Consider the following 18,526-nt stretch of genomic DNA (forward strand, 5'->3'; position numbering starts at 1 on the left):
CGGGTGCAGATCGCGGGGATCGTGCAGGCGCTGGATCCGCAGTCGCGTGAGGATCTGATCGCGGCGCTGCGCAAGTTCACCGAGGCCGGCGGGGAACCGCCCACCGACATCCCCGGCCTGCCCGGCTGGCACTGACCAACGAGCCAGAAATCACGCAGTGGCCGTATTCGGGGTTGCCGAGTTTCGCGGTGCGGCAGCGCACGCTAACATTGCATAGTGCAATCACGCGTGGATCGGCGGCGACGTGACGAGGTGACAGGTGAGCGGTTTCGCTCGCGACGTGCGCCGATCCAGCCCTCGCGTGCCGGGACACAGCCGCGGCCGCACACCATGCCGGTCACCGCGCGGCCAGCAGAGCGCAGCCGGCAAAGTGCGGCGCGGGTTGACGGGGTGTTGGGTCAGTGCCAGCCGGGCAGGCCGGGGATGTCGGTGGGCGGTTCCCCGCCGGCCTCGGTGAACTTGCGCAGCGCCGCGATCAGATCCTCACGCGACTGCGGATCCAGCGCCTGCACGATCCCCGCGATCTGCACCCGCCGATTCTCGGTGACCTGCCGCACCACCTGCCACCCCGACGGAGTCAACCGCAGCAGCACCTCACGCCGGTTCTTCGGATTCGGGATCTTCTCCACCATCCCGGCCGCCGAAAGCCGCTCCACCATCCGCAACGCCGTCGAGGGATTCACATCCAGCAACTCCGCCATCCGCGCCAGACTGCTGGGCCCCTGCCCATCAAGCACCACCAGCATCCGGTACTGCGGCAGCGTCAAACTCTCCTCCACCGCCGCCAACGAGCGCGCCGCGATCGCCACCAACAACCGCGACGCGGTCAGCAACTCGCCAACCACCCGCTCGCTATCCCCATCCACCTCAGGGCGCGCCCTCCACGATCCCGGCATGCACACCTTTCTACCCGCAACCACCACCACCCCGCCACACCCTTGCCCCATGCAACAACCCACCACCCACCGGAGAAAGCCGCAGGAAGAAAGGGGCCACGCTCCGATGAGCCGTACGAGTCAGGGATCTACTGGCGAGGTCGCCGCACACAAGCGGCCGGGGCCTGCCGTGAGGTGGCTGCTCAGGGCGCCCACCAGGTTATACGACCTGCACGGCGGCTGGCTGCTTGGTCACCGCTTCCTACGCCTGACGCATCTCGGGCGGCGCTCGGGACACCGCTACCGGACCATGCTCGAAGTCGTTTCCGCCGACGTGGAGCGTGACGAATACGTCGTGGTCGCCGGCCTCGGTGAGCGGGCTGACTGGTACCGGAATGTGCGCGCGGGCGGAGCGGTCGAGGTCGCGGTCGGGAACCGCCGCTTCGCACCCGCGTGTCGGCAGCTCACTGAGTCAGAAGCGGCCGAGGCGTTCGCGCGTTACGAGCACGATCACCACTGGGCCTCGCCGATGATCAGACGAGCTCTGACATGGTTGGTCGGCTGGGACTACGACGCCTCCCCCAGCGCGCGCCGCCGCCTGGCACAGCAGGTGCCGCTGCTGGCCTTCCACCCGGCCCACGCAGGCGAAACGCCGCCGCGAGCCGACTAGCCGCCGACGCGTTGGGCATGCCGCCGAACCTCAGCCAAGGTCACCCGAACGCAGTCACAAAGAGTGGGGGCGTCACCGGATGCGACGCGCGAGGGTCGCGGCGCCCCCACCACTGAGCCTGCGCGCTCCTTCGCCGCGGCCGGTGATCGCGAGGAGCAGGTCTTCTGCCGATCCGCATACCGGCGTGCCGCGCCCCCAGACGAAGTCGATGTCGTCGGCCTCCAGGCGCAGTCCGTCCAGGCAACCGCGCGGCACGAGCGTCGGCCCGGGAGCGCCCGGCGGCTGCTTGAGCGTCACGAGGAAGTTCAGCGCGGCGCGCAGACGATCCGGTTCCATGCTGCGGGTGATGCCGAGCGGTCGGCGTATGTCGAGATCGTGCACGAGCACATCGGCCAAGGGGGCTTCGGGACCGTGACCGGGTGGGGTGAAGCGCGACTGGGCCAGGCGGCGTAGTCGCCCGGCCAGTTCGGTCGTCGGCTGCTCGGCCCAGCGTGCGGTGAGTTTGTCGTTCGCCCGGTCGAAGCTGCCGCGCGAGAGCATCAGAGTTCGTAGGAACTCCCCCGCCGTGACCTCAAGGACCATCACCACGTGTGCGGCCACGTCATGGACCCGCCAGCGATGGCACAGGCTCGGGGCGGCGAGTTGCGCCGTGGTGAGCTGATCGAGCAGGTCGGCCAAAGCCCGACGTTCGTCGGCGAGCATGTCGAAGACGTCCACACCGAAAGCCTGACGCCGTGCGCTGATCGATTGCTGACCAGGCGCTGACGAACTTGGCGCGGCTCGCCTCGGCGGGTGCGGCCAGAGCACCGAGTCTGGCCGCACCCGCCGAGGCGGATTCAACGATGTCGGGTCAGCGAGCGGATCCGAACGGAGGATCGCTGCTGACCGGCTCGGCCGGCGCTCGGGCCGGCTGCGGCAGGCTCACCGCGGCGCCCGCGCCGCCGGGCATGCGCCGCGCGAACGCGGTGGGCATCCACCAGTTCCAGTGCCCCAGCAGCCGCATCAGGGCGGGTACCAGGACCAGCCGGATCAGCGTCGCGTCCAGGGCGATCGCGACGGAGAGCGCGAGACCGAACTGCTTGAGTTCGAGCACGTTGGCGATCATGAAACTGCCGAATACGGCCACCATGATCGCGGCGGCCGCGGCGATCGGGCGAGCGGTGTGCTCGATGCCGGTGGCCACGGCGGTCGCGTTGTCACGGGTCTGCTGCCACACCTCCTGCATCCGGCGGATGAGGAAGACCTCGTAGTCCATCGAGAGACCGAACAGCATCACGAAGACGCTGATCGGCAGGTAGACCTGGAGGAAACCGACGCTGGTGAAGCCGAGCACGCTCGAGCCGTGCCCCCACTGGAAGACCGCGACGGTCAAGCCCATGGCGGCGGCTGTCGCCAGCAGATTCATCGCGACGGCCTTGATCGGCAGGACCACGCTGCGGAAGACCACGAGCAGGAACAGCAGCGAGAGCCCGAGCACCAGCAGCAGGATGTAGGGGACTTTGGAGTTGGTCTCGTGCGTCAGGTCGAGGAACACCGCGGTGGCGCCGCCGACCAGCGCGACCGTGTTCGTGTGCGCGGTCGCCTGCGGCACGAGGTCATTGCGGATGTGCTGGACGAGATTGGTCGCCGCGGTGGAGTCGATCGGTACCGAGGGGACCGCGTCGATAAGCACCCGTCCACCGGCCTGCTGCGTGTCCACGGCGCTGACCCGCGAATCGTGGGAGACGCTCGTGGCCAGTTGTTGCGCATGCTGTGAGCCTTCAGCGCTGAGCGGCGTGTCCCCGGGTCCGGTGATCACGATCTGCACCGGTGAGACCACGCCGGGGCCGAATGAGTGCTCGAGCACCTGCTGCGCCTTCGCGGAGGGCTTGCCGGTCAGCGACGCGGTGCCGAGGTCAATGCCGTAGCGCATGTCCCCGACCGGAAGGGCCGCGAGCACCAGGATCGCGACGGCCGCCACCCCGGCGACGATCGGGTGACGCATGATCAGGTGCGCCCAGCGGGCCCAGCCTCCGGTGTTCTCGAGCCGTCCCGGCTGGATGTCGGCGGGCTGGAATCGGGCGGGCAGCGAGCCCTTGTTGACCCGGGCACCGAGCATGGCCAGCACCGCCGGCAGCAGCGTCCAGGCCGCGGCGAGCGTGCAGACCACCACGATCAGCACGGCGACCGAGATCTCCCGGAAGACCGAGGAGTTCACGATGAACAGCGAGCACATCGAGATGGCGACGACGACCCCGGAGAACAGCACGGTGCGACCAGAGGTGGCCATCGCGGATCCGGCGGCCTCGGCGATCTGCGCGGACTGGGCGCGGTGCTGCGCGCCGCCGCCCTTGCCGGTCACCCCGCGCCGGGCCAGCTCCTCGCGGAACCGGCTCACGATGAACAGGGAGTAGTCGATTCCGATACCGGTGCCGATCATCGTGATGATGGTGACCAGGAAGGCGTCGAAGTTGAAGCCGAGCGCCAGCAGCGCGACCACGCCGAAGGCGAGAATGAGCGCGCAGATGGCCAGCAGCAGCGGAAGCAGGGCGGCGACCACCGCGCCGAGCGCGAACAGCAGCACCAGCAGGGCGACCGGCATGCCGATGGATTCGGCGTGTTCAGAGTCGGCGTTCTCGACGGCGGTCAGGTCGTTCGTGATCGCCGAATAGCCGGTCAGATACGCCTGCACTCCGGTTCCTGTGGCGTTGCTGCCTGAGGCGTTGCTGCCTGAGGCGTTGTTGCCTGAGGCGTTTTGCACGGCCGTTTGCACCTTGCCGGCGCGCGAAGTCAGCTGACTCGGGCTGCCGTTGAGCCCGACGAGGGCGAGCGCGGCGTGCCGGTCCGGAGAGATCTGATCGTGGGCCTGCGGCGAGAACGGACTCAGGACGCCGACCACTCCGGTCTGAGCGCGCGCGGCCGAGAGCACTTTGCTGACGGCGGCCCGCCCCGCCGGCCCGGTGATATCGCCGGAGGTGTTGAAGACAATGACGTCCTGCTCCGCTCCCTCGCCAGCGAAGTGCCGTTGAAGCAGCGCGCTGACTTGGGCCGACTGTGAGCCGTTGACGCCGTAGTTCGGTCCGCCGAGGTGCGATTGCAGCAGCGGGAAGGCGGCCATGCACGCGATGAGAATCGCCAACCAGGTGTAGAGAACTGCCTTGCGATGAAGCGCCATCTGGACGCCCCAGCGGTGTGCGGTCATCGTGGTTCTCCTGCCAGCAGGCCCAGCACGGCGGCTGCGGCCGGCCGGGTGTCGAGGTCGGGGTCGAGGACGAGGTGCAGAATCAGGCCGTCGAGCAGGGCGGCGATGGCGGCCGCGACGCCGTCGGCGGGCACCCCGCCCACCAGCGCGCCGCGCTCTTGGTCGCGCCGCACGAGATCGGCCAGCGCCTTGCGGTATTCATGCAGGTCGGCGCCGATGGGAGCGCGCAGCGCCTGGTCACGTGCGGCCTCCCGGGCGGTTTCGAGCAGCTGGGCGACCGCGGGGTCGGTCAAGCCGCCGGCGGCATACCAGGCGAAAGTTCCGCTGAGCAGTTCCGCGACGCTGCCCGCCTGCGCGGCCAAGGCGAGCGGAGCGGCCAGCGCGCGGCGGGTGGCGCTGATCGCCGCCTCGCGCAGCAGATCGTCTTTGCTCGCGAAGTGGTAGCTCACCGCGCCGTGCGGCACTTCGGCCCGCGCGGCGATGGCGCGGGTGGTGACCGCGCACCAGCCGGTCTCGGCGATCAGCGCGGCTGCGGCGTCCAGCAGCGCCTGGCGGGTAGCAGCCCCCTGCTCCACGGTGGATGGTCTTCGACCTGCGCGAATGCGCCGGCGTTGCGGGTTGTCCATATGGCCAATCGTACACCGATCATTGCACGGTGCAATGCTTTTTCGGTGCATGATGCAATGATTTTTTGGGTGCCAAGGCTCGGACCCTGCTCACAACGCGCGCCGGGCCGCCGCCGAAGCGCGCCGCGCGGTGCGCGGGAATGCCACGGTGGAACGGCCGAGGCGGGCGACGAAGAACGCGCGTCCAGGCAGGTCGAACTGCCTTTGCAGGTCGCGGCGCGCGTCCTCGTGTTGCAACAGGATGCTGAGTGGATGCATGGCGAGGCCGCTGTGCGTGGCGCGCAGCCAATAGTCAGTCAGGTACGCGCCCGCGCGCAGAAGATCGCTCGCGGCCGGGTTCTCGGCAGGCAGGCTCAGGATGCTGATCACCGGCGTGTCGCGAGCGATCGCGGCCAGCTGTCCGGCGAGCAGGCGTGGATAGCCGAGGTGACGCAGCGCCCGCATGGTGCTGGGGGCGAGCGCGAGTTCCATGAACCGGCGGCGCGCCGGTCGCATGGGTCCGAACAGCTGCGCGAGCGTGAAGCCGTCGCCCTGTTCTGCGACCTGCTGGGGCGTGCGGATATACGAGTGGGTTTCGCGCCAGGCGGCCAGGTCGCTGAAGTCGCGACCTGCGTGCCGTACGAGCAGGTCCGCGAGCCGTGCGCGATCCTCAGCGCTCGATAGGTGGCTCACTCGTACATCAGAGTCCGCGCTCAACGCGGTGCCTGGCGCGTCGAGCGCGTCCAGGATCGCGGCATCGATGGGTTCGTCGCGATAGGGCGCGCGGTTGGTGCGCCGGGCGTCGGCGACCGCGACCAGTTCGGTGATCGATTCCACGGGTTCGCCATCCGGCGCAAGCTTCAGGACGCACAGCGCGGTCCACTGCTCGGGCCAGTCCTCGTGCAGTTCCGGGGCTTCGGGCGCGAGAAAAGTGGCCTGTGCAAGGGTCCAGCGTTGGCTGGCGAGCGCGCGCACGAGCAGTTGGCCGTATAGCCCGCAGCTGAGCAGCATTTCCAGCCCGTGGGCCGGCAAGGCGCTGAGCTGATGGCTTCGGTCGAGCGCGAGGGCGAGGTAGTGATGCGCGCTGCTCGCTTGGTCACCAAGCAGCGCCGCCGCCGCACTGCGCGCTTCAGGTCCGGCCAGATGCGCCAGCGCCCATGGCTGGCAGTTGTGCGAGGACGGACTGAGCGCCGCGACGTGGACGGCGCGGTCCAGCGCCGCTTCGAACGGCCCGGTCGGCGGCGGGGGCGGAAAGACCTCGGGGCTGCGCACGTGTCACGCTACTTCCATACCAGGGCCAGGGAATATCCGTCGATCTCGCGCGCCCAGCCGGTGAAACGCCCGTCGTCGTCAGCGGCGGCGGCAGGCTCGCACCGGCGCAGGTCGGCGCCGGCCCGCCAGGAGAACAGGCCGTCCGGTCGCCAGCCGGTGAGCGTGACCTCGCGCGGATCCATGCGCAGGCCGATGCCGACCTGCTTGAGCACCGCCTCTTTGCAGGCCCAGTGCAAGGAAGGCGCCATTTGCGCCAGCGCCCGGCACTCCGGCGCGCCGTCGATCGGATCCGCGGCGGCGAGCAGTTCGAGCAGCGGTGGCGGCATAGGCCGGGTGCGTTCCAAGTCCACGCCGATCGGGCGCGGGCCGCAGGCGGCGACGGCGAAGTCGCCAGAGTGCGACAGGCCGACCTGCACCGGAGCGTTGACCGTGGGCTTACCGGCGCGCGGCCCGCTGCGGATCTGCGAAACCTTGACGCGGCGGGGGCCCGGTTCGTGACCGAGGTGCCGGCGCTGGTGGGCACGCACCGCACGTGATGCGGCCAAACGCCCGGCGACCCACTCAAGACGGCGTTTGAGCAGCCAGAGCGTCGTTGCGTGCGTGGCCTCCTGCGGGTGCAGTTCGCGCAGTTCAAGCGCGGCGCGGGCGGCGTCGGGCAATCCGGCCAGCCAGGCGATTGACACCACGGCCACAGTCAGCGGTCCCGGCACGTGGCACAGGTGCAGCGGCCGCGCGGGATCGAGCGCCATGCCGCGCTGGAGTGCCGCGCTGATGCTCGCGCGGTCCGGGAGCTCGGTCATCGGTCGATGTCGGGCGGAAGCAGGAAGGGATACGTGCGGCGCAGCACGCTTCGGTGCCAGAAGCGGTCGGCTTTGCGCAGGCGCTGAATCAGTTCCCACATTCGCGCGTCGTCGCGGTAGTAGGAGGCGACCTCGTGCGCCGTGATCGGCGTGGAAAGGCGCGCGTTGGCCAGGTCGAGGAACGGCGGGATCAGCCGCTCGAGTCGTTCCTTGTGCAGGTTGCCCAGAAAATCGAGCAGCGCGCCGCGGGTCGAGTAGAACTTGTCGAAGATCGACTTGCTCATCGTCAGCCGTACCGCGTCGCGCAGGATCCACGGCAGCGAGGTGAGAAAAAGGGGCACGTCCAGCTGCTCGCGCCCGTGGGCGTCTCGCAGCAGCGGAGTCGTGACGTCCACATATGTCAGCTCGCCGTCGAGGTCGATCCAGTTGGCGGCCTGCGCGTCCAAGCCGAAGGAGGGCGAGACGGCGCGGTCGACGTGGTCGAGGAAACGCTTGAAGAAGTCGGTCGCCCAGGATTGCGGTTCGGTGTGTAGCAGGCGTGAGCACAACCGGTCGGCAGGCAAGGCCTGCTGCACGCAGTACGCGACGATCCGGCCGCCGGAAAGGCGCCGCTGCCAAAGCTGAGTGGGAGCGGCGTTGATACCTGCGCGGTCGAGCTTTGCGAGGTAGTCGGCGAGCGTGTTCTCGTAGCGCTCGTAGCGCTGTGGGGTCGGGAATACCGGCAGCCGCTTGCAGGCGTAAGCGCCCTGAGTTGTCGTCAGCTTGAGCACCAAGGTGACTTCGCCGTAGCCGAGCACGTCGAGCGCGCGATCGTCTGCTGTGCGCAGCGCCGTTTGCACCCGGTCTTCCAGGGCCCAGAGGTCGTCGTGCGGGATGCGGAACGACATGGCGCGCGCCCTACTCCTCGCCGTCAGCGATCAGCGCGTTAAGCGACGCACCGGTGCGAGCCCGCGGACGGCGGTAGAGCATCAATCCGGCGAGCACGGCGAGGGTCAGCAGCAGGGCGCCGCGAGCCGGTCGGCGCGGAGCCGCCGTGGGCGCATCACCGTGGCTGAACAGCAGCCCGTCGGTTCGCGCCTCGTCGGCGGCGTCCGGCTGCGGGAGGAACTTGGCGACGCCGTTGATCACCGAGAGGGCCCCGGAGACGCGCTGCAGGAGAACGGTGCGCTGTACCATTATCAGCTCCTTGAGAATTGTGCGATAGCGGATCAGGCTGCGGCGAACACGAGCACTGCGTTCTGGCCGCCGAAACCGAAGGAGTTGCTCACGGCCGCCTTCAGGCGACCATGGCGCGGGGCCCCGGCGACCACGTCCAGATCGATCTTCGGATCCTGATGTTCCAGGTTGGCCGTCGGCGGGACGGTGCCCTGCTGGAGCGTCAGGACACTGAGTGCGGCCTCGATCGCGCCGGCTGCGCCGAGCGCGTGGCCGAGCACCCCCTTGGTCGAGGTCACGGCCGGACCGGCGCCGAACAGGACGCCGAGCGCGTTGGCTTCGATCTCGTCATTGAGCGGCGTGGAGGTGCCGTGCGCATTGACGTGGTCGATGTCTTCGGGAGCCAGTCCCGCGTCACGCAGCGCGTCGTACGTCGCCTTGATCACGCCGGTGCCCTGCGGGTCGGGCGCGGTGAGGTGGTGCGCGTCCGCGCTGGCTCCGTAGCCCGCGAAACGGGCCCGGATATGAGCGCCCCGTGCCCGCGCGTCCGGCTCGCGTTCAAGTACCAGCACCGCGCTGCCTTCGCCGATGACGAATCCGTCGCGCCCGGCGTCGAAGGGACGGCTGGCCGCGGCCGGATCGTCCGTGCGCCGCGAGAGTGCACCCATCTGCGCGAACCCGGTGACGATCAGTGGGCTGACACCCGCCTCGCTGCCGCCGGCCAGCACGATGTCGCAACGGTCGGCCAGCAGCAGGTCGCGGGCGATGCCGAGAGCGGTCGCCCCGGAGGCGCAGGCGGTGGCGGTCACCAGGTTCGGGCCGGTCGCCTTCAGATCGATCGCGATGTTGCCGGCGACCATGTTCGGCACGAGCATCGGGATCAGCAGCGCGGACACCGAGCCTGGCCCGTTTTCCGTCATCGCCCGCTGCTGGCGTTCCCAGGTGGCTACTCCCCCGAGTCCGCAGCCGACCACCACGCCGACGCGCGCACCGTCCCATCCGGCCGGATCGTGCCCGGCGTCGGCGACCGCCTCGCGCGCGGCTGTCAGCGCGAGTTGTACGAATCGGTCGTGGATCAGCCTGCTGCGGGTACCGACGTGCAGCGCGGGATCGAAGCCCGGCACCGTGCAGGAGAAGTCCACCGCAAGGCCCGCCAGATTCGGGTCGCGCCGCGCGGCTGAGCGGCCCGCGCAGACCCCGGCCCAGGTGGCCTGCGCGCCGATGCCGGCGGCGGTGACCAGTCCCAGTCCGGTGACCGCTACCGCGGTCACGAGGCGGAGGCGGCCAGCTGAGCCCCGATCAGCTCCGCGGCCTTGGCGATCGTATCCCGCGGGGTCGCGGCCTCGTCCGGGATCTCGACGCCGAGTTCGGCTTGGACGACCAGCAGCAGCTCGACCATGAACAGGGAGTCGATGTCCAGGTCTTCGAAGGTGGCCTCAGGCGTGATCTTCGCCGGATCGACGTCGAAGCGATGCACCAGCAGGTCGACCAGGGCGTCGTACGAGTTCGTCATCGGGCGCTCCTTAGTTCTCGGGTGATGGTCCGGAGGTTGAGCCGTCAAGGGCGGCCAGCCGGGGCCAGGTCAGCGTGACCGAGCCCCAGGTCAGGCCGCCGCCGAAGGCGGTGAGCAGCACGCGGTGCCCGGCGCGCAGCGAACCGTCGCCGTGGGCCTGGTGCAATGCCAGCGGGATGGAGGCCGCCGCGGTGTTGCCGACCAGCGCGATATTGCTGACCACGCGCCGCGGGTCGATGCCGAGCAGGTCGGCGAGCCGGTCGAGGATGCGCTGATTGGCCTGATGGCACACCAGCCGGTCCACGTCAGTGTGCTGCCAGCCGGCGGTCTCCAGCGCGGCGCGCACGGAGCGTTCCATGCGCTGAACCGCGTGCCGGAAGACCTCGCGTCCGGCCATGGTGAAGTACTGGTCGTCCGGATCGCTCACGGTCGCGGCGAGACGTTGCTGGGAACCGCCGGCGCGCACGGTGATCAGGTCTCTGCCTTCGCCGTCACTGCCCAGGTCGAACGTGTTCAGAGCCCCCGGCTCGTCGGGCTCGCCCGCCCGCAGCAGGGCCGCTCCCGCGCCGTCCCCGAAGACGGCGAAGGTCGTGCGGTCGCGCGGGTTGAGGATGCTGGAAAACGTGTCCGCGCCGATGACCAGGACTCGGTCGGCGGTCCGCGCCGCGATCAGTCCGGCCGCGGCCGCCAGAGCGTAGATGAAGCCGGTGCACACCGCTCCGACATCGAACGCGGCCGCGCCGGACAGTCCGAGTCTGCTGGCCACTAGCGGAGCCGTAGCAGGGCACGGCCGGTCCGGGGTGGTGGTGGCGACCAGGACGGCATCGGCGCCACCCTGACCCGAGGACTTAAGTGCGCACTGGCCAGCCGCGACCGCGAGGTCTGAGGTGGCGGTGCCCTCAACCGCGAAGTGCCGCTGTCGTATGCCGGTGCGCGTGCGGATCCACTCGTCAGAGCTGTCCGTGAGCGCGGTCAGCTCTTCGTTGGTCACCACGCGGTCAGGCAGCGCGCTGCCGAGCCCGGCCAGCACGGCCGCCCGGCTCACGGGGTGCCGCCCGGCGGATGGGCGCGGCGGGGTAGGGCCACGGTCGCTGCTCCTCAGGGTTGAGCGGAGGGTGCGGCGTCCAGTGTGTTTCAGTAGGCTGACCAAGCGCTGACGGATGACTGACCGGCGAAGACGCGCCGAGCGAGTCAATGTCCGGTCAGCGACTGGTCAGCCCGCAGCGCACCAGGACGCCAGCGTGCGCAACGAAAGGAAGAGCTGATCGAGCGACATCAGCGCTCGGCGATGGTGCGGTGCTGCGCAGTGTGGCAAGCGTCCGCGGCGGGCGTGATCACGCTGGGACCCAAGGGAGTTCGGTAGTGTCAGCGTACTGCGATGCGCGAGCCGACCCGGTCCGCCCACACGGCGGCCGAGGACTCCAGGCTGGGGTCCTGGCAGAGGATGTCGGCGTAACGGCGCTTAAGCCGCTCGCTGGGCTGCAGGCCGAGTTCCTCGTCGAGCCGAGCCCTGAGCCGGTGGTAGAGATCCAGCGCGTCGCTGTGCCTGCCGACCCGGTAGAGCGCGAGCATCAACTGCTCGTAGAACCGCTCGTGCAGCGGGTGGTGCGCGACCAGCTGGCTCAGATCCACGATCGCCTGCCGATTTTCCCCGACGGCCAGCCGGGCGCCGACGATGTCTTCCCACACGGTCAGCCGTCGCTCGTCGAACAGTGTGGCCGCGCTGCGGCAGCGCAGCCCGTCGCCCGCGTCCAGCAGCGCGGGTCCGCGCCACAGCGCCAGCGCCTCCTGCAGCATCTTGAGCGCGCAGTCCGGCTGGCAGTGCAGCAGCGCGGCGCCGCGGGCGGCCAGATCGAGGAACCGGTTGCCATCGACGTTCTCCGGCGGGATGTCCAGCAGATAGCCGTTGCCGACCGCGCGCAGCACGGTCCTGCCTGGTCCCTGACCAGTCTTGCCGTCGAGTACCCGCCGTATCCGGGTGGCCTGTGCCTGCAGCGCGTTACGCACGTTGCCGAGCGGCTGATCGGACCACAGCTCGTCGGCCAGATCCACGTGCGAGATCGCGCGGCCGGCTTCCAGGGCGAGCGTGGCGAGCATCGCGCGCACCTTGTTGGCCCGGATTCCTCGGCAATGACCCTCTACCCGGACGGCGACCGTACCAAGTATGTCGATGAACACGACGCTCCCAAGAACTAGCTGATTATCCCTTTCCTATGGCCGAAACTCCGACGGCAGTCGGAATCAGACAACGGTACTTTCGACTTTCCCCGTTGTTCCTCGACCGAGGCACAGCTCGAACTCTTGCACGCTGCAATGTTAGTGTCAAGGGCGCTTGATGGTAGAAGCGTCAATGAAATCCGACCGGTCGGAATGCCGCGTTGTGCACGACGAATTCCGAAGTAAATCTGAGCTGAATATCAAGATGCTAACTTTGCACTATCGCACTGTGGGCGCTGAATCGGGTGATCTCGCCGCACCGGACCGCGCACGTCGATACGAAATCGGTCGTTGTCAGCCGCCTGGGATTCATATCCGAAGAATGGCCGCTTTTCAGCCCGGCCGTTCGAAGGTCATCTTTCCTTCCCCGGCAGTTCGATGAACCGTTATGCGAACGGCCCAGCCGCCGCCGAAAATCCGAACGCCGGGTCATATTCCCATTATCGCCGAACTATGCCGGCGCGCGGTATCCCGGCTCAATGCGCTCCCCGGACAGCTCGTCGACCACGATCGCCATCTGTTCGAAGGCGTCGACCAGGGTGGCGAACAGCGCGCTCTTCATGTCTCGCGCGAACTGCTCGCGATCACGTACCGCGATGATCTCGAAATAGTGCACCGGTGCAGTCGGGTCCGTCGTCACGCGCTGAACGTTGAACGACACGATGCTGGACAGCTCCCGGCAGGCAACGTAGTCGCACTCACGCACCCAGGTCTCGAATCCCGCGGGATCAACGCCCGGTCGAAGCTGGATGCGGTGGATGATGACGTTCATGGGGCTCCTCGCTGCTCGTCAATGCGGGCGGGTGGCGCCCAGGCCGAGCGCGCGGGCGACGTTGTTGCGCTGAATCTCGTTGGTGCCGGAGAAGATCCGGGACGGCAGCGCGTCGCGCAGCAGCGCCTCGGCCTCACCGTCGAGCACGCCGAGCGCGCCGCGCACCTGGATGGCGTCGAGACCTATCTGCACCGCCGCCTCGCTGACGGCCAGCTTGGCCAGGGCGGGGGCGATCTCGTCCTCGGCGCCGGCATCCAGGCCGGCGGCCGCCTCACGCAGCAGCAGACGCGCGCCGCGCAGCCGCAGCTCCATGTCCACGATCCGGTGGCTGACCGCCTGGAAGCTGCCGATCGGGACGCCGAACTGCTCGCGTTGCCGCGCGTACCCGACGGTCGCGTCGAGCACGCGCCGCATCGCGCCGAGGTAGACCGCGAACAGGCAAGTGCGCTCCCATCGCATGGAGAGGGAGAACACTGCGGCGCCCGCGCCTTCCTGGCCGAGCAGGTTGGCTTCAGGCACGACGCACTCGTCCAGATAGACGTCCGCCGTCGGCGAGCCGCGCAGCCCGACCTTCCGGTAAGGCTGACCGATGTTGATGCCGGGGGTGTCCGCCTCGACCAGGAAGGAGCTGAGGCCGAAGAAGCCACCACCCGCTCGGGTGGCGGCCTGGATCAGCAGCACGTCCGCGACGGGTGCGTTCGTGGTGAAGCACTTGGTGCCGGAGAGCACGTAGTTCCGCCCGCGGCGTTCGGCGCGCGTGGTCAAATGCAGGGCGTCGGATCCGGCGTCCGGTTCGGTCACCGCGTGCGCGGCGATGCGCTCGCCGGAGCACAGTGCGGGCAACCAGCGGCGTTTCTGCTCCTCGGTGCCGAAGTGCACGATCGGCATCAGGCAGGCAAACAGGTGGGCGGCGCAGGAGAAGGCGAATCCGGCGTCCCGGCAGCCGAGCCCGAAGGCTTCCATCACCGCGCTCGTGGCGCGTGCGTTCAGCCCAGCGCCGCCGTAGTCGGCAGGGACGCAGGCACCGAGGATGCCTTGCTGACCCGCCAGGCGCCAGCGGCGACGAAATTCGTCACCATCGCGGGCGGCCGTGCCGCTGAGCCGGTGCTCGGCAAAGCCGCTCACCGTCCGGCACAGTTCGTCGATCTCGAGCTCCGCGGCCTCGGTGCACGTCGTCATCGGTTCGCGTCTCCGGGTTCTTCGATCAACAGGTGGTAGTCGATGCCGCCGGTACCGAAGCTGCTGACCGCGGCGCGGCGCGGCCGGCCCGGTGGGCTGGGCCACGGGTGCGGGCGGTCGGGAATCTCGGCGGGGATGGCACGCAGATCGAGCGTCGGATTCGGTGGGTGCGCACCGGCGGTGGGCGGGAAGGTCGCCGTGCGCAGCGCGCAGAGCGCGCGCAGCAGCCCCGCACCGCCCGCAGCCGCGAAGCTATGGCCGAAAGCGGCCTTCGCGGTCCCGATCCGCAGCGGCTCGTCGCGCCGGGCGGCGCCATAGACCTGCTTGGTCGCCTCGATCTCGACGCGGTCGCCGACGCGGGTACCGGTACCGTGCGCTTCGAGGTAGCCGACCGCGGCCGGATCGAAATCGACCTGGCCGAAGGCTTGGCGCATGGCGCGCGCCTGGCCTTCGGCGTCCGGGGCGATCAGCGATTTGGCGTCGTTCGAAGCCCCGATTCCGCGAATCAGGCCGAGTACTCGCTGATCGTCTCGCCCGCAATCCGGCTGCCGCTTCAGCAGGAATAGCGCGCACCCGTCGCCGGGAGTGAATCCGTCGGCTTCGGCGGCGAAGGGGGTGATCCGCGTGGGTGACAGCAGCCCGAGCGCGGAGCAGAGAACGAGGTCGCGCGTGTTGCAAGGCAGCTCTACGCCGCCGGCGATGGCATAGTCCGCGCTGCCACTTCGCAAGGCACTGATGGCTAGGTCGAGGGCGGCGAGAGTGGAGGCGCACGCGGCCTCCACGGCGAGCGGAGCGGCCGCGAGCCGGTATTCGTTCGCGATCAGCGCCGCGGCCCCGCTCGCGAGGTAGCCGTCGAGGGCGGTAGGGCCGAGCAGTTCCTCGCAGCCGGCGAAGCGTTCGCGGACGAGTTTGACCACGGCGTCCCGGTCTTCGGCGGTGAGGTGGCGCAGCGCGGCCAGCTCGCGGACGGCTTCCTCGATCTGCGGGAGCGCGAGCGCGGCGTTCAGTTGCCGTTCGCGGGAGAGACTCAGGGAGCTGCCGATGACGATCAGCCCTCTGCCTCGCAGTGTGAGCTCACCGGTGCGATATGGCGCGAGCAGTTGGTCGGCGACGTCGAGGACCACGCGCTGGACCGGGTCCATCGCCGCGTAGCGCCGGGGAATGATGTGCAATGCGGACGGGGGCTGCTCGGGCGGTGTGAGGGCGGCGCCCAGCTGCGTGTAGGTGTGCGAGAGACCGGTGCTGCCCGGCCGGAAGTAGAGGTCACGGTCGAGCAACGCGTCCGGCAGTGCACTTAGACGATCTCCCGGTTGAAGGGCGGCCTGCCAGAAGTCGTCCGCATCACGTGTGTCGCCGAAGCGTCCTGCGGCGGCAAGGATGGCGATGGGCGGGATCTTTCGCGCGGCGGCGGCGGAAGGCAGCGGCCGCGCCCCGGGGATCGGGCGCGTCGGCACGTGCTCGTCGAGCAGCAAGTAGCACAGCGTGCCCGTCAACGAGGAGCCGAGTACCGCGGCTCGGCGCGGTAGATCGGCTTCTGGGCACAACCAGGGCTCGGTCGCGCGGGTAAACCTGAATGCGGTGCCCGAGAGGTCAAGCGGTTCGGCGTTGGCACACGCGGCGTGCGCGGGCAGCTGGCGGTGGTGCAACGCGAGGGCCGCCTTGGTAACCGCTGCGAGCCCTGCGGCAGCGATGGTGTGGCCGAGCCGATCCTGTGCGCTGCCGATGGCGATCGAGGCGGGCAGCCGGTGCGCGAACAGGTCGCCGAGCGCATTGAGGTCCGCGCGGACGAGCGGCGCGATGCTCGCAGAGGCGCACTCGACGTATTGCACGGTGGAGGGCTGGACACCAGCGGCCTGGTGCGCCGCCTCGGCGACCTCGTGCCGGCGCTGCACGGAAGTGGAGTAGCGGAATACGCCGGGCCTGGCTTGGTGGGTCAGCGTGCACTCGCGGATCAGGGCATAGATTCGGTCTGCTGCGCGCTGTGCGCTGGACAATGGCCGAAGCAGCAGAGCACTGACACCCTCGCCGGGTCGCAGGCCGTGCCCGCTGGCGGCGAATGGGTGCGCGTCGGGCTGGAACAATCCCTTGGCGTCCAGCGCGCGTTCGAGTAACGCGCTCTCCTTGCGCTGTCCGGCGATCACCAGGACGGCGTCCGATTGCCCGACCCGCAGGCTGGCCACGGCTGCCGCCAACGCGGTGAAGGAGCTTGCATCGGCGGACTCGACGCACACAGTCCGGCCGTGCAGTTTGAACGCCGCGGCGATGCGTGCCGGGATGCTGCTCGGCATCTCGCCGACGCGATCGTGCGGGGAGCCGCCGAGGCGGTGGACGAGCTGCGCGCGCAACTCGTCCGCCGCCTCACGCGCGTCAGTCGCGAACGTGCCGTCGGGCGCGGACAGCGCCGCTTCGAGATCGCGGGTGTACCGCACGGCCTCGATGCGCAGCGCGTTGGCGAGCTGGCGATCGAGTCCGAAGCTGGTCGCGCAGACGACGTCCGTGCGCTCGGGCGGCGATGAGCGCTGCTGATATCCGGCGTCCGCCAGACATTGCGCGGCCGCTTCCAGCATGAGCACCTGCATGTGGTTAAGCGAGCCGCGCTGCGCAGGTGGGATGCCGAAGCGGGCGACGTCGATTTCGAGATCGTCCAGGCTCGACGCCTCGTCGCTAGTGTCCTCGCATCCGCAGCCCGGAGCGCTGTGGCGCATCAGTTGCCAGTACTCTGAGACGCCTCGGGCGTGCGGGAAGAGAGCCGCGATGCCGGTGATCGCGATCGGTTCGGCGACGCGGTCACGGATCGGCCGGACGGGCTGCGGCTCGGCGTGCATGGTGGGCGACTCCAGCGGTCGGATGCGGCGGCGAACGGCCTGTGGCGACCTGCTTGCCGCCACAGCGCGGCGCGGGTTTCGCCGGTCGGCGCGGCCTACGCGGGCTCGGGCGCCGGCTCGGATGCGGCCGCGGCCAGGTCCGCGGCCTCCCTGACCGAGTCAGGCGTCTGCATCACCTCGAGGCCGCCGGCGAGCCCGGAGACCAGGCGGATGAAGTCGGCCCGCTGCTCCAGCTCCCGCACCGGGTCGATCAATTCCTGGGCGCGCGACCAATACGCGACGCGCTGGCGGCGCGCGTCGTAGAAGTAGCGCACGAAGGAGACGACGGTGTCGAAGAAGTCGCGGTAGCTGTGCTCGAAGCCCTTCTGGTAGTCCGCTTCGCGCTCGGGGTTGTCGAGAATGGCGCCGACCGTGGCCGCCGCGACGGAAGCGCTCTTGAGCGCGAGCATCACTCCGGTGGAGAACAGCGGGTCGACGAAGGCGGCGGCGTCGCCGATCATGACGTATCCGGGGCCGCAGAAGCGGGTGGCGGTGTACGACCAGTCTTTCGTCACCCGGAAGTCGGCGATTCTGGTGGCGCCCGCCAGCAGCCGCTTGGCCTCGCTGGTCGCCTCGAAATGGCTGGCGAAGTACTGCTCAGGGGTCAGGCCGGACTGGACGAACAGGTCGTTGGGACCGACGAAGCCGACACTGCGGGTGCCGTCGGAGAACGGGATCACCCACACCCAGCCGTTGCCGTGGTACTCGGTCAGGATGTTGCCACGGTCGGTGCCGGGGAACTGCTCGCCGCCCTGGAAGTAGCTCCACACCGCGATGTTGCGCAGGTCCTCGTGCCAGTCGATCAGGTTCTCCCGGTGCGCGAGCAGCTTCGACTGACCCGAGGCGTCGATCACGTAGCGGGCGTGCGCCTCGGCCGGGCTGCCCTGCCGGCCCAATCGGTAGCGCACGCCGGTGCACCGTTCGCCGTCGAACAACGGCTCGGTGACGGTCGCCTCCTCAATGACCGTGGCGCCCAGCTCGCGAGCTCTGGTCAGCAGCACCGTATCGAACTCGGCGCGCTTGACCTCATAGGCGAACTCGATCGGCCCGACCTCGGCGAAGCGGATGGTCCACAGGTCGCGCTCCGCGCCCCAGCGCAGCGTCGTGCCGTACTTGCGCAGGTAGCCGGCTTCGAGGATGTCGCGCACGCCGAGTTCCTCCAGCACCGGGATGGCGCCGGGGACCAGCGACTCGCCGACGTGGTAGCGCGGGAACTTCTCTTTTTCCAGGACCAGGACGCTGCGCCCGGCCTTGGCGAGCAGTCCGGCCGCGGCCGAGCCGGCCGGGCCACCGCCGATCACGATGACGTCGTAGTCGTTTGCCATGACGATCTCCTGGGGTGTCGGGAGGTTTGCGGATCTGGCGGGGGCGCGGTGGCGGGAGTCGCTTGCGCGGTTCCTGGGGCTGAATCAGTCTCGTGCGA

17 protein-coding genes are annotated in these 18,526 nt (G+C 69.4%); 1 reads left to right on the forward strand and 16 read right to left on the reverse strand.

All coding sequences use genetic code 11. The annotated features are described in order from the left end of the window. Nucleotides 1-398 precede the first annotated feature (398 nt). Entirely contained in the window at nucleotides 399-926 is a 528-nt protein-coding gene (locus tag VN779_RS15750; protein ID WP_325723929.1) for a MarR family winged helix-turn-helix transcriptional regulator, read from the reverse strand. A gap of 76 nt (nucleotides 927-1,002) precedes the next feature. On the opposite strand from VN779_RS15750, the gene VN779_RS15755 reads away from it, so the two are divergent. Then, nucleotides 1,003-1,545: a nitroreductase family deazaflavin-dependent oxidoreductase gene (locus VN779_RS15755; protein ID WP_325723931.1), complete on the forward strand. Its 543-nt coding sequence runs from the start codon at nucleotides 1,003-1,005 to the stop codon at nucleotides 1,543-1,545. Nucleotides 1,546-1,617: 72 nt separating this feature from the next. Here the strand turns inward: VN779_RS15755 and VN779_RS15760 are convergent, their stop codons facing one another. The 15 genes from VN779_RS15760 to VN779_RS15830 all read right to left on the reverse strand — a co-directional run bounded on the left by VN779_RS15760 (nucleotide 1,618) and on the right by VN779_RS15830 (nucleotide 18,428). Continuing rightward, nucleotides 1,618-2,262, reverse strand: a complete 645-nt coding sequence (locus VN779_RS15760) for a maleylpyruvate isomerase family mycothiol-dependent enzyme (protein WP_325723933.1) — start codon at nucleotides 2,260-2,262, stop codon at nucleotides 1,618-1,620. 133 nt (nucleotides 2,263-2,395) lie between these two features. Beyond that, entirely contained in the window at nucleotides 2,396-4,726 is a 2,331-nt protein-coding gene (locus VN779_RS15765) for an MMPL family transporter (RefSeq protein WP_325723935.1), read from the reverse strand. Continuing rightward, a complete protein-coding gene (locus VN779_RS15770; protein ID WP_325723937.1) occupies nucleotides 4,723-5,352 on the reverse strand; it encodes a helix-turn-helix domain-containing protein in 630 nt (209 codons plus the stop codon). The genes VN779_RS15765 and VN779_RS15770 overlap by 4 nt, the downstream gene beginning before the upstream one ends. Nucleotides 5,353-5,442: 90 nt before the next feature. Further along, complete coding sequence (locus tag VN779_RS15775; RefSeq protein ID WP_325723939.1) at nucleotides 5,443-6,603, reverse strand: hypothetical protein; 1,161 nt, start codon at nucleotides 6,601-6,603, stop codon at nucleotides 5,443-5,445. Nucleotides 6,604-6,611: 8 nt separating this feature from the next. Beyond that, nucleotides 6,612-7,403, reverse strand: a complete 792-nt coding sequence (locus tag VN779_RS15780) for a 4'-phosphopantetheinyl transferase family protein (protein WP_325723941.1) — start codon at nucleotides 7,401-7,403, stop codon at nucleotides 6,612-6,614. After that, nucleotides 7,400-8,290 carry a DUF6206 family protein gene (locus VN779_RS15785; protein ID WP_325723943.1) on the reverse strand — a complete coding sequence of 297 codons (891 nt, stop codon included), beginning with the start codon at nucleotides 8,288-8,290 and terminating at the stop codon, nucleotides 7,400-7,402. Before VN779_RS15785 ends, VN779_RS15780 begins: the two co-directional genes overlap by 4 nt. Nucleotides 8,291-8,300: 10 nt before the next feature. After that, nucleotides 8,301-8,579 (reverse strand): hypothetical protein, encoded by a 279-nt coding sequence (locus VN779_RS15790; protein WP_325723945.1) that lies wholly within the window; start codon nucleotides 8,577-8,579, stop codon nucleotides 8,301-8,303. Between the two features lie 32 nt (nucleotides 8,580-8,611). Further along, nucleotides 8,612-9,829 carry a beta-ketoacyl-[acyl-carrier-protein] synthase family protein gene (locus VN779_RS15795; RefSeq protein WP_325723947.1) on the reverse strand — a complete coding sequence of 406 codons (1,218 nt, stop codon included), beginning with the start codon at nucleotides 9,827-9,829 and terminating at the stop codon, nucleotides 8,612-8,614. Beyond that, complete coding sequence (locus VN779_RS15800; RefSeq protein WP_325723949.1) at nucleotides 9,826-10,071, reverse strand: acyl carrier protein; 246 nt, start codon at nucleotides 10,069-10,071, stop codon at nucleotides 9,826-9,828. Before VN779_RS15800 ends, VN779_RS15795 begins: the two co-directional genes overlap by 4 nt. 10 nt (nucleotides 10,072-10,081) lie before the next feature. After that, nucleotides 10,082-11,116: a beta-ketoacyl-ACP synthase III gene (locus VN779_RS15805; RefSeq protein ID WP_325723951.1), complete on the reverse strand. Its 1,035-nt coding sequence runs from the start codon at nucleotides 11,114-11,116 to the stop codon at nucleotides 10,082-10,084. A gap of 320 nt (nucleotides 11,117-11,436) precedes the next feature. After that, the gene (locus VN779_RS15810) at nucleotides 11,437-12,168 is read right to left on the reverse strand and encodes an AfsR/SARP family transcriptional regulator (RefSeq protein ID WP_325723953.1); all 732 of its coding nucleotides are present in this window, start codon (nucleotides 12,166-12,168) and stop codon (nucleotides 11,437-11,439) included. A 571-nt stretch (nucleotides 12,169-12,739) separates the two neighbouring features. Then, complete coding sequence (locus VN779_RS15815; protein WP_325723955.1) at nucleotides 12,740-13,060, reverse strand: hypothetical protein; 321 nt, start codon at nucleotides 13,058-13,060, stop codon at nucleotides 12,740-12,742. 18 nt (nucleotides 13,061-13,078) lie between these two features. Further along, a complete protein-coding gene (gene redW / locus VN779_RS15820) occupies nucleotides 13,079-14,239 on the reverse strand; it encodes an L-prolyl-[peptidyl-carrier protein] dehydrogenase (RefSeq protein WP_325723957.1) in 1,161 nt (386 codons plus the stop codon). Continuing rightward, nucleotides 14,236-17,064, reverse strand: a complete 2,829-nt coding sequence (locus VN779_RS15825; RefSeq protein ID WP_325723959.1) for a polyketide synthase — start codon at nucleotides 17,062-17,064, stop codon at nucleotides 14,236-14,238. The genes redW and VN779_RS15825 overlap by 4 nt, the downstream gene beginning before the upstream one ends. A gap of 95 nt (nucleotides 17,065-17,159) precedes the next feature. Further along, nucleotides 17,160-18,428 (reverse strand): tryptophan 7-halogenase, encoded by a 1,269-nt coding sequence (locus VN779_RS15830; RefSeq protein ID WP_325723961.1) that lies wholly within the window; start codon nucleotides 18,426-18,428, stop codon nucleotides 17,160-17,162. Nucleotides 18,429-18,526 lie beyond the last annotated feature (98 nt).

This window comes from Actinocrinis sp. (genome assembly GCF_035605935.1).
Classification (GTDB): Bacteria; Actinomycetota; Actinomycetes; order Streptomycetales; family Catenulisporaceae; genus Actinocrinis.

Excerpts from the sequence above, each read along its gene's own strand:
- VN779_RS15800 (WP_325723949.1), bottom strand. The coding sequence starts at position 10,071 with ATGACGAACTCGTACGACGCCCTGGTCGACCTGCTGGTGCATCGCTTC.
- VN779_RS15790 (WP_325723945.1), bottom strand. The coding sequence starts at position 8,579 with ATGGTACAGCGCACCGTTCTCCTGCAGCGCGTCTCCGGGGCCCTCTCG.
- VN779_RS15765 (WP_325723935.1), bottom strand. The coding sequence starts at position 4,726 with ATGACCGCACACCGCTGGGGCGTCCAGATGGCGCTTCATCGCAAGGCA.
- VN779_RS15755 (WP_325723931.1), top strand. The coding sequence starts at position 1,003 with ATGAGCCGTACGAGTCAGGGATCTACTGGCGAGGTCGCCGCACACAAG.
- VN779_RS15815 (WP_325723955.1), bottom strand. The coding sequence starts at position 13,060 with ATGAACGTCATCATCCACCGCATCCAGCTTCGACCGGGCGTTGATCCC.
- VN779_RS15825 (WP_325723959.1), bottom strand. The coding sequence starts at position 17,064 with ATGCACGCCGAGCCGCAGCCCGTCCGGCCGATCCGTGACCGCGTCGCC.
- VN779_RS15780 (WP_325723941.1), bottom strand. The coding sequence starts at position 7,403 with ATGACCGAGCTCCCGGACCGCGCGAGCATCAGCGCGGCACTCCAGCGC.
- VN779_RS15785 (WP_325723943.1), bottom strand. The coding sequence starts at position 8,290 with ATGTCGTTCCGCATCCCGCACGACGACCTCTGGGCCCTGGAAGACCGG.
- VN779_RS15810 (WP_325723953.1), bottom strand. The coding sequence starts at position 12,168 with ATGCTCGCCACGCTCGCCCTGGAAGCCGGCCGCGCGATCTCGCACGTG.
- VN779_RS15830 (WP_325723961.1), bottom strand. The coding sequence starts at position 18,428 with ATGGCAAACGACTACGACGTCATCGTGATCGGCGGTGGCCCGGCCGGC.
- VN779_RS15770 (WP_325723937.1), bottom strand. The coding sequence starts at position 5,352 with ATGGACAACCCGCAACGCCGGCGCATTCGCGCAGGTCGAAGACCATCC.
- redW (WP_325723957.1), bottom strand. The coding sequence starts at position 14,239 with ATGACGACGTGCACCGAGGCCGCGGAGCTCGAGATCGACGAACTGTGC.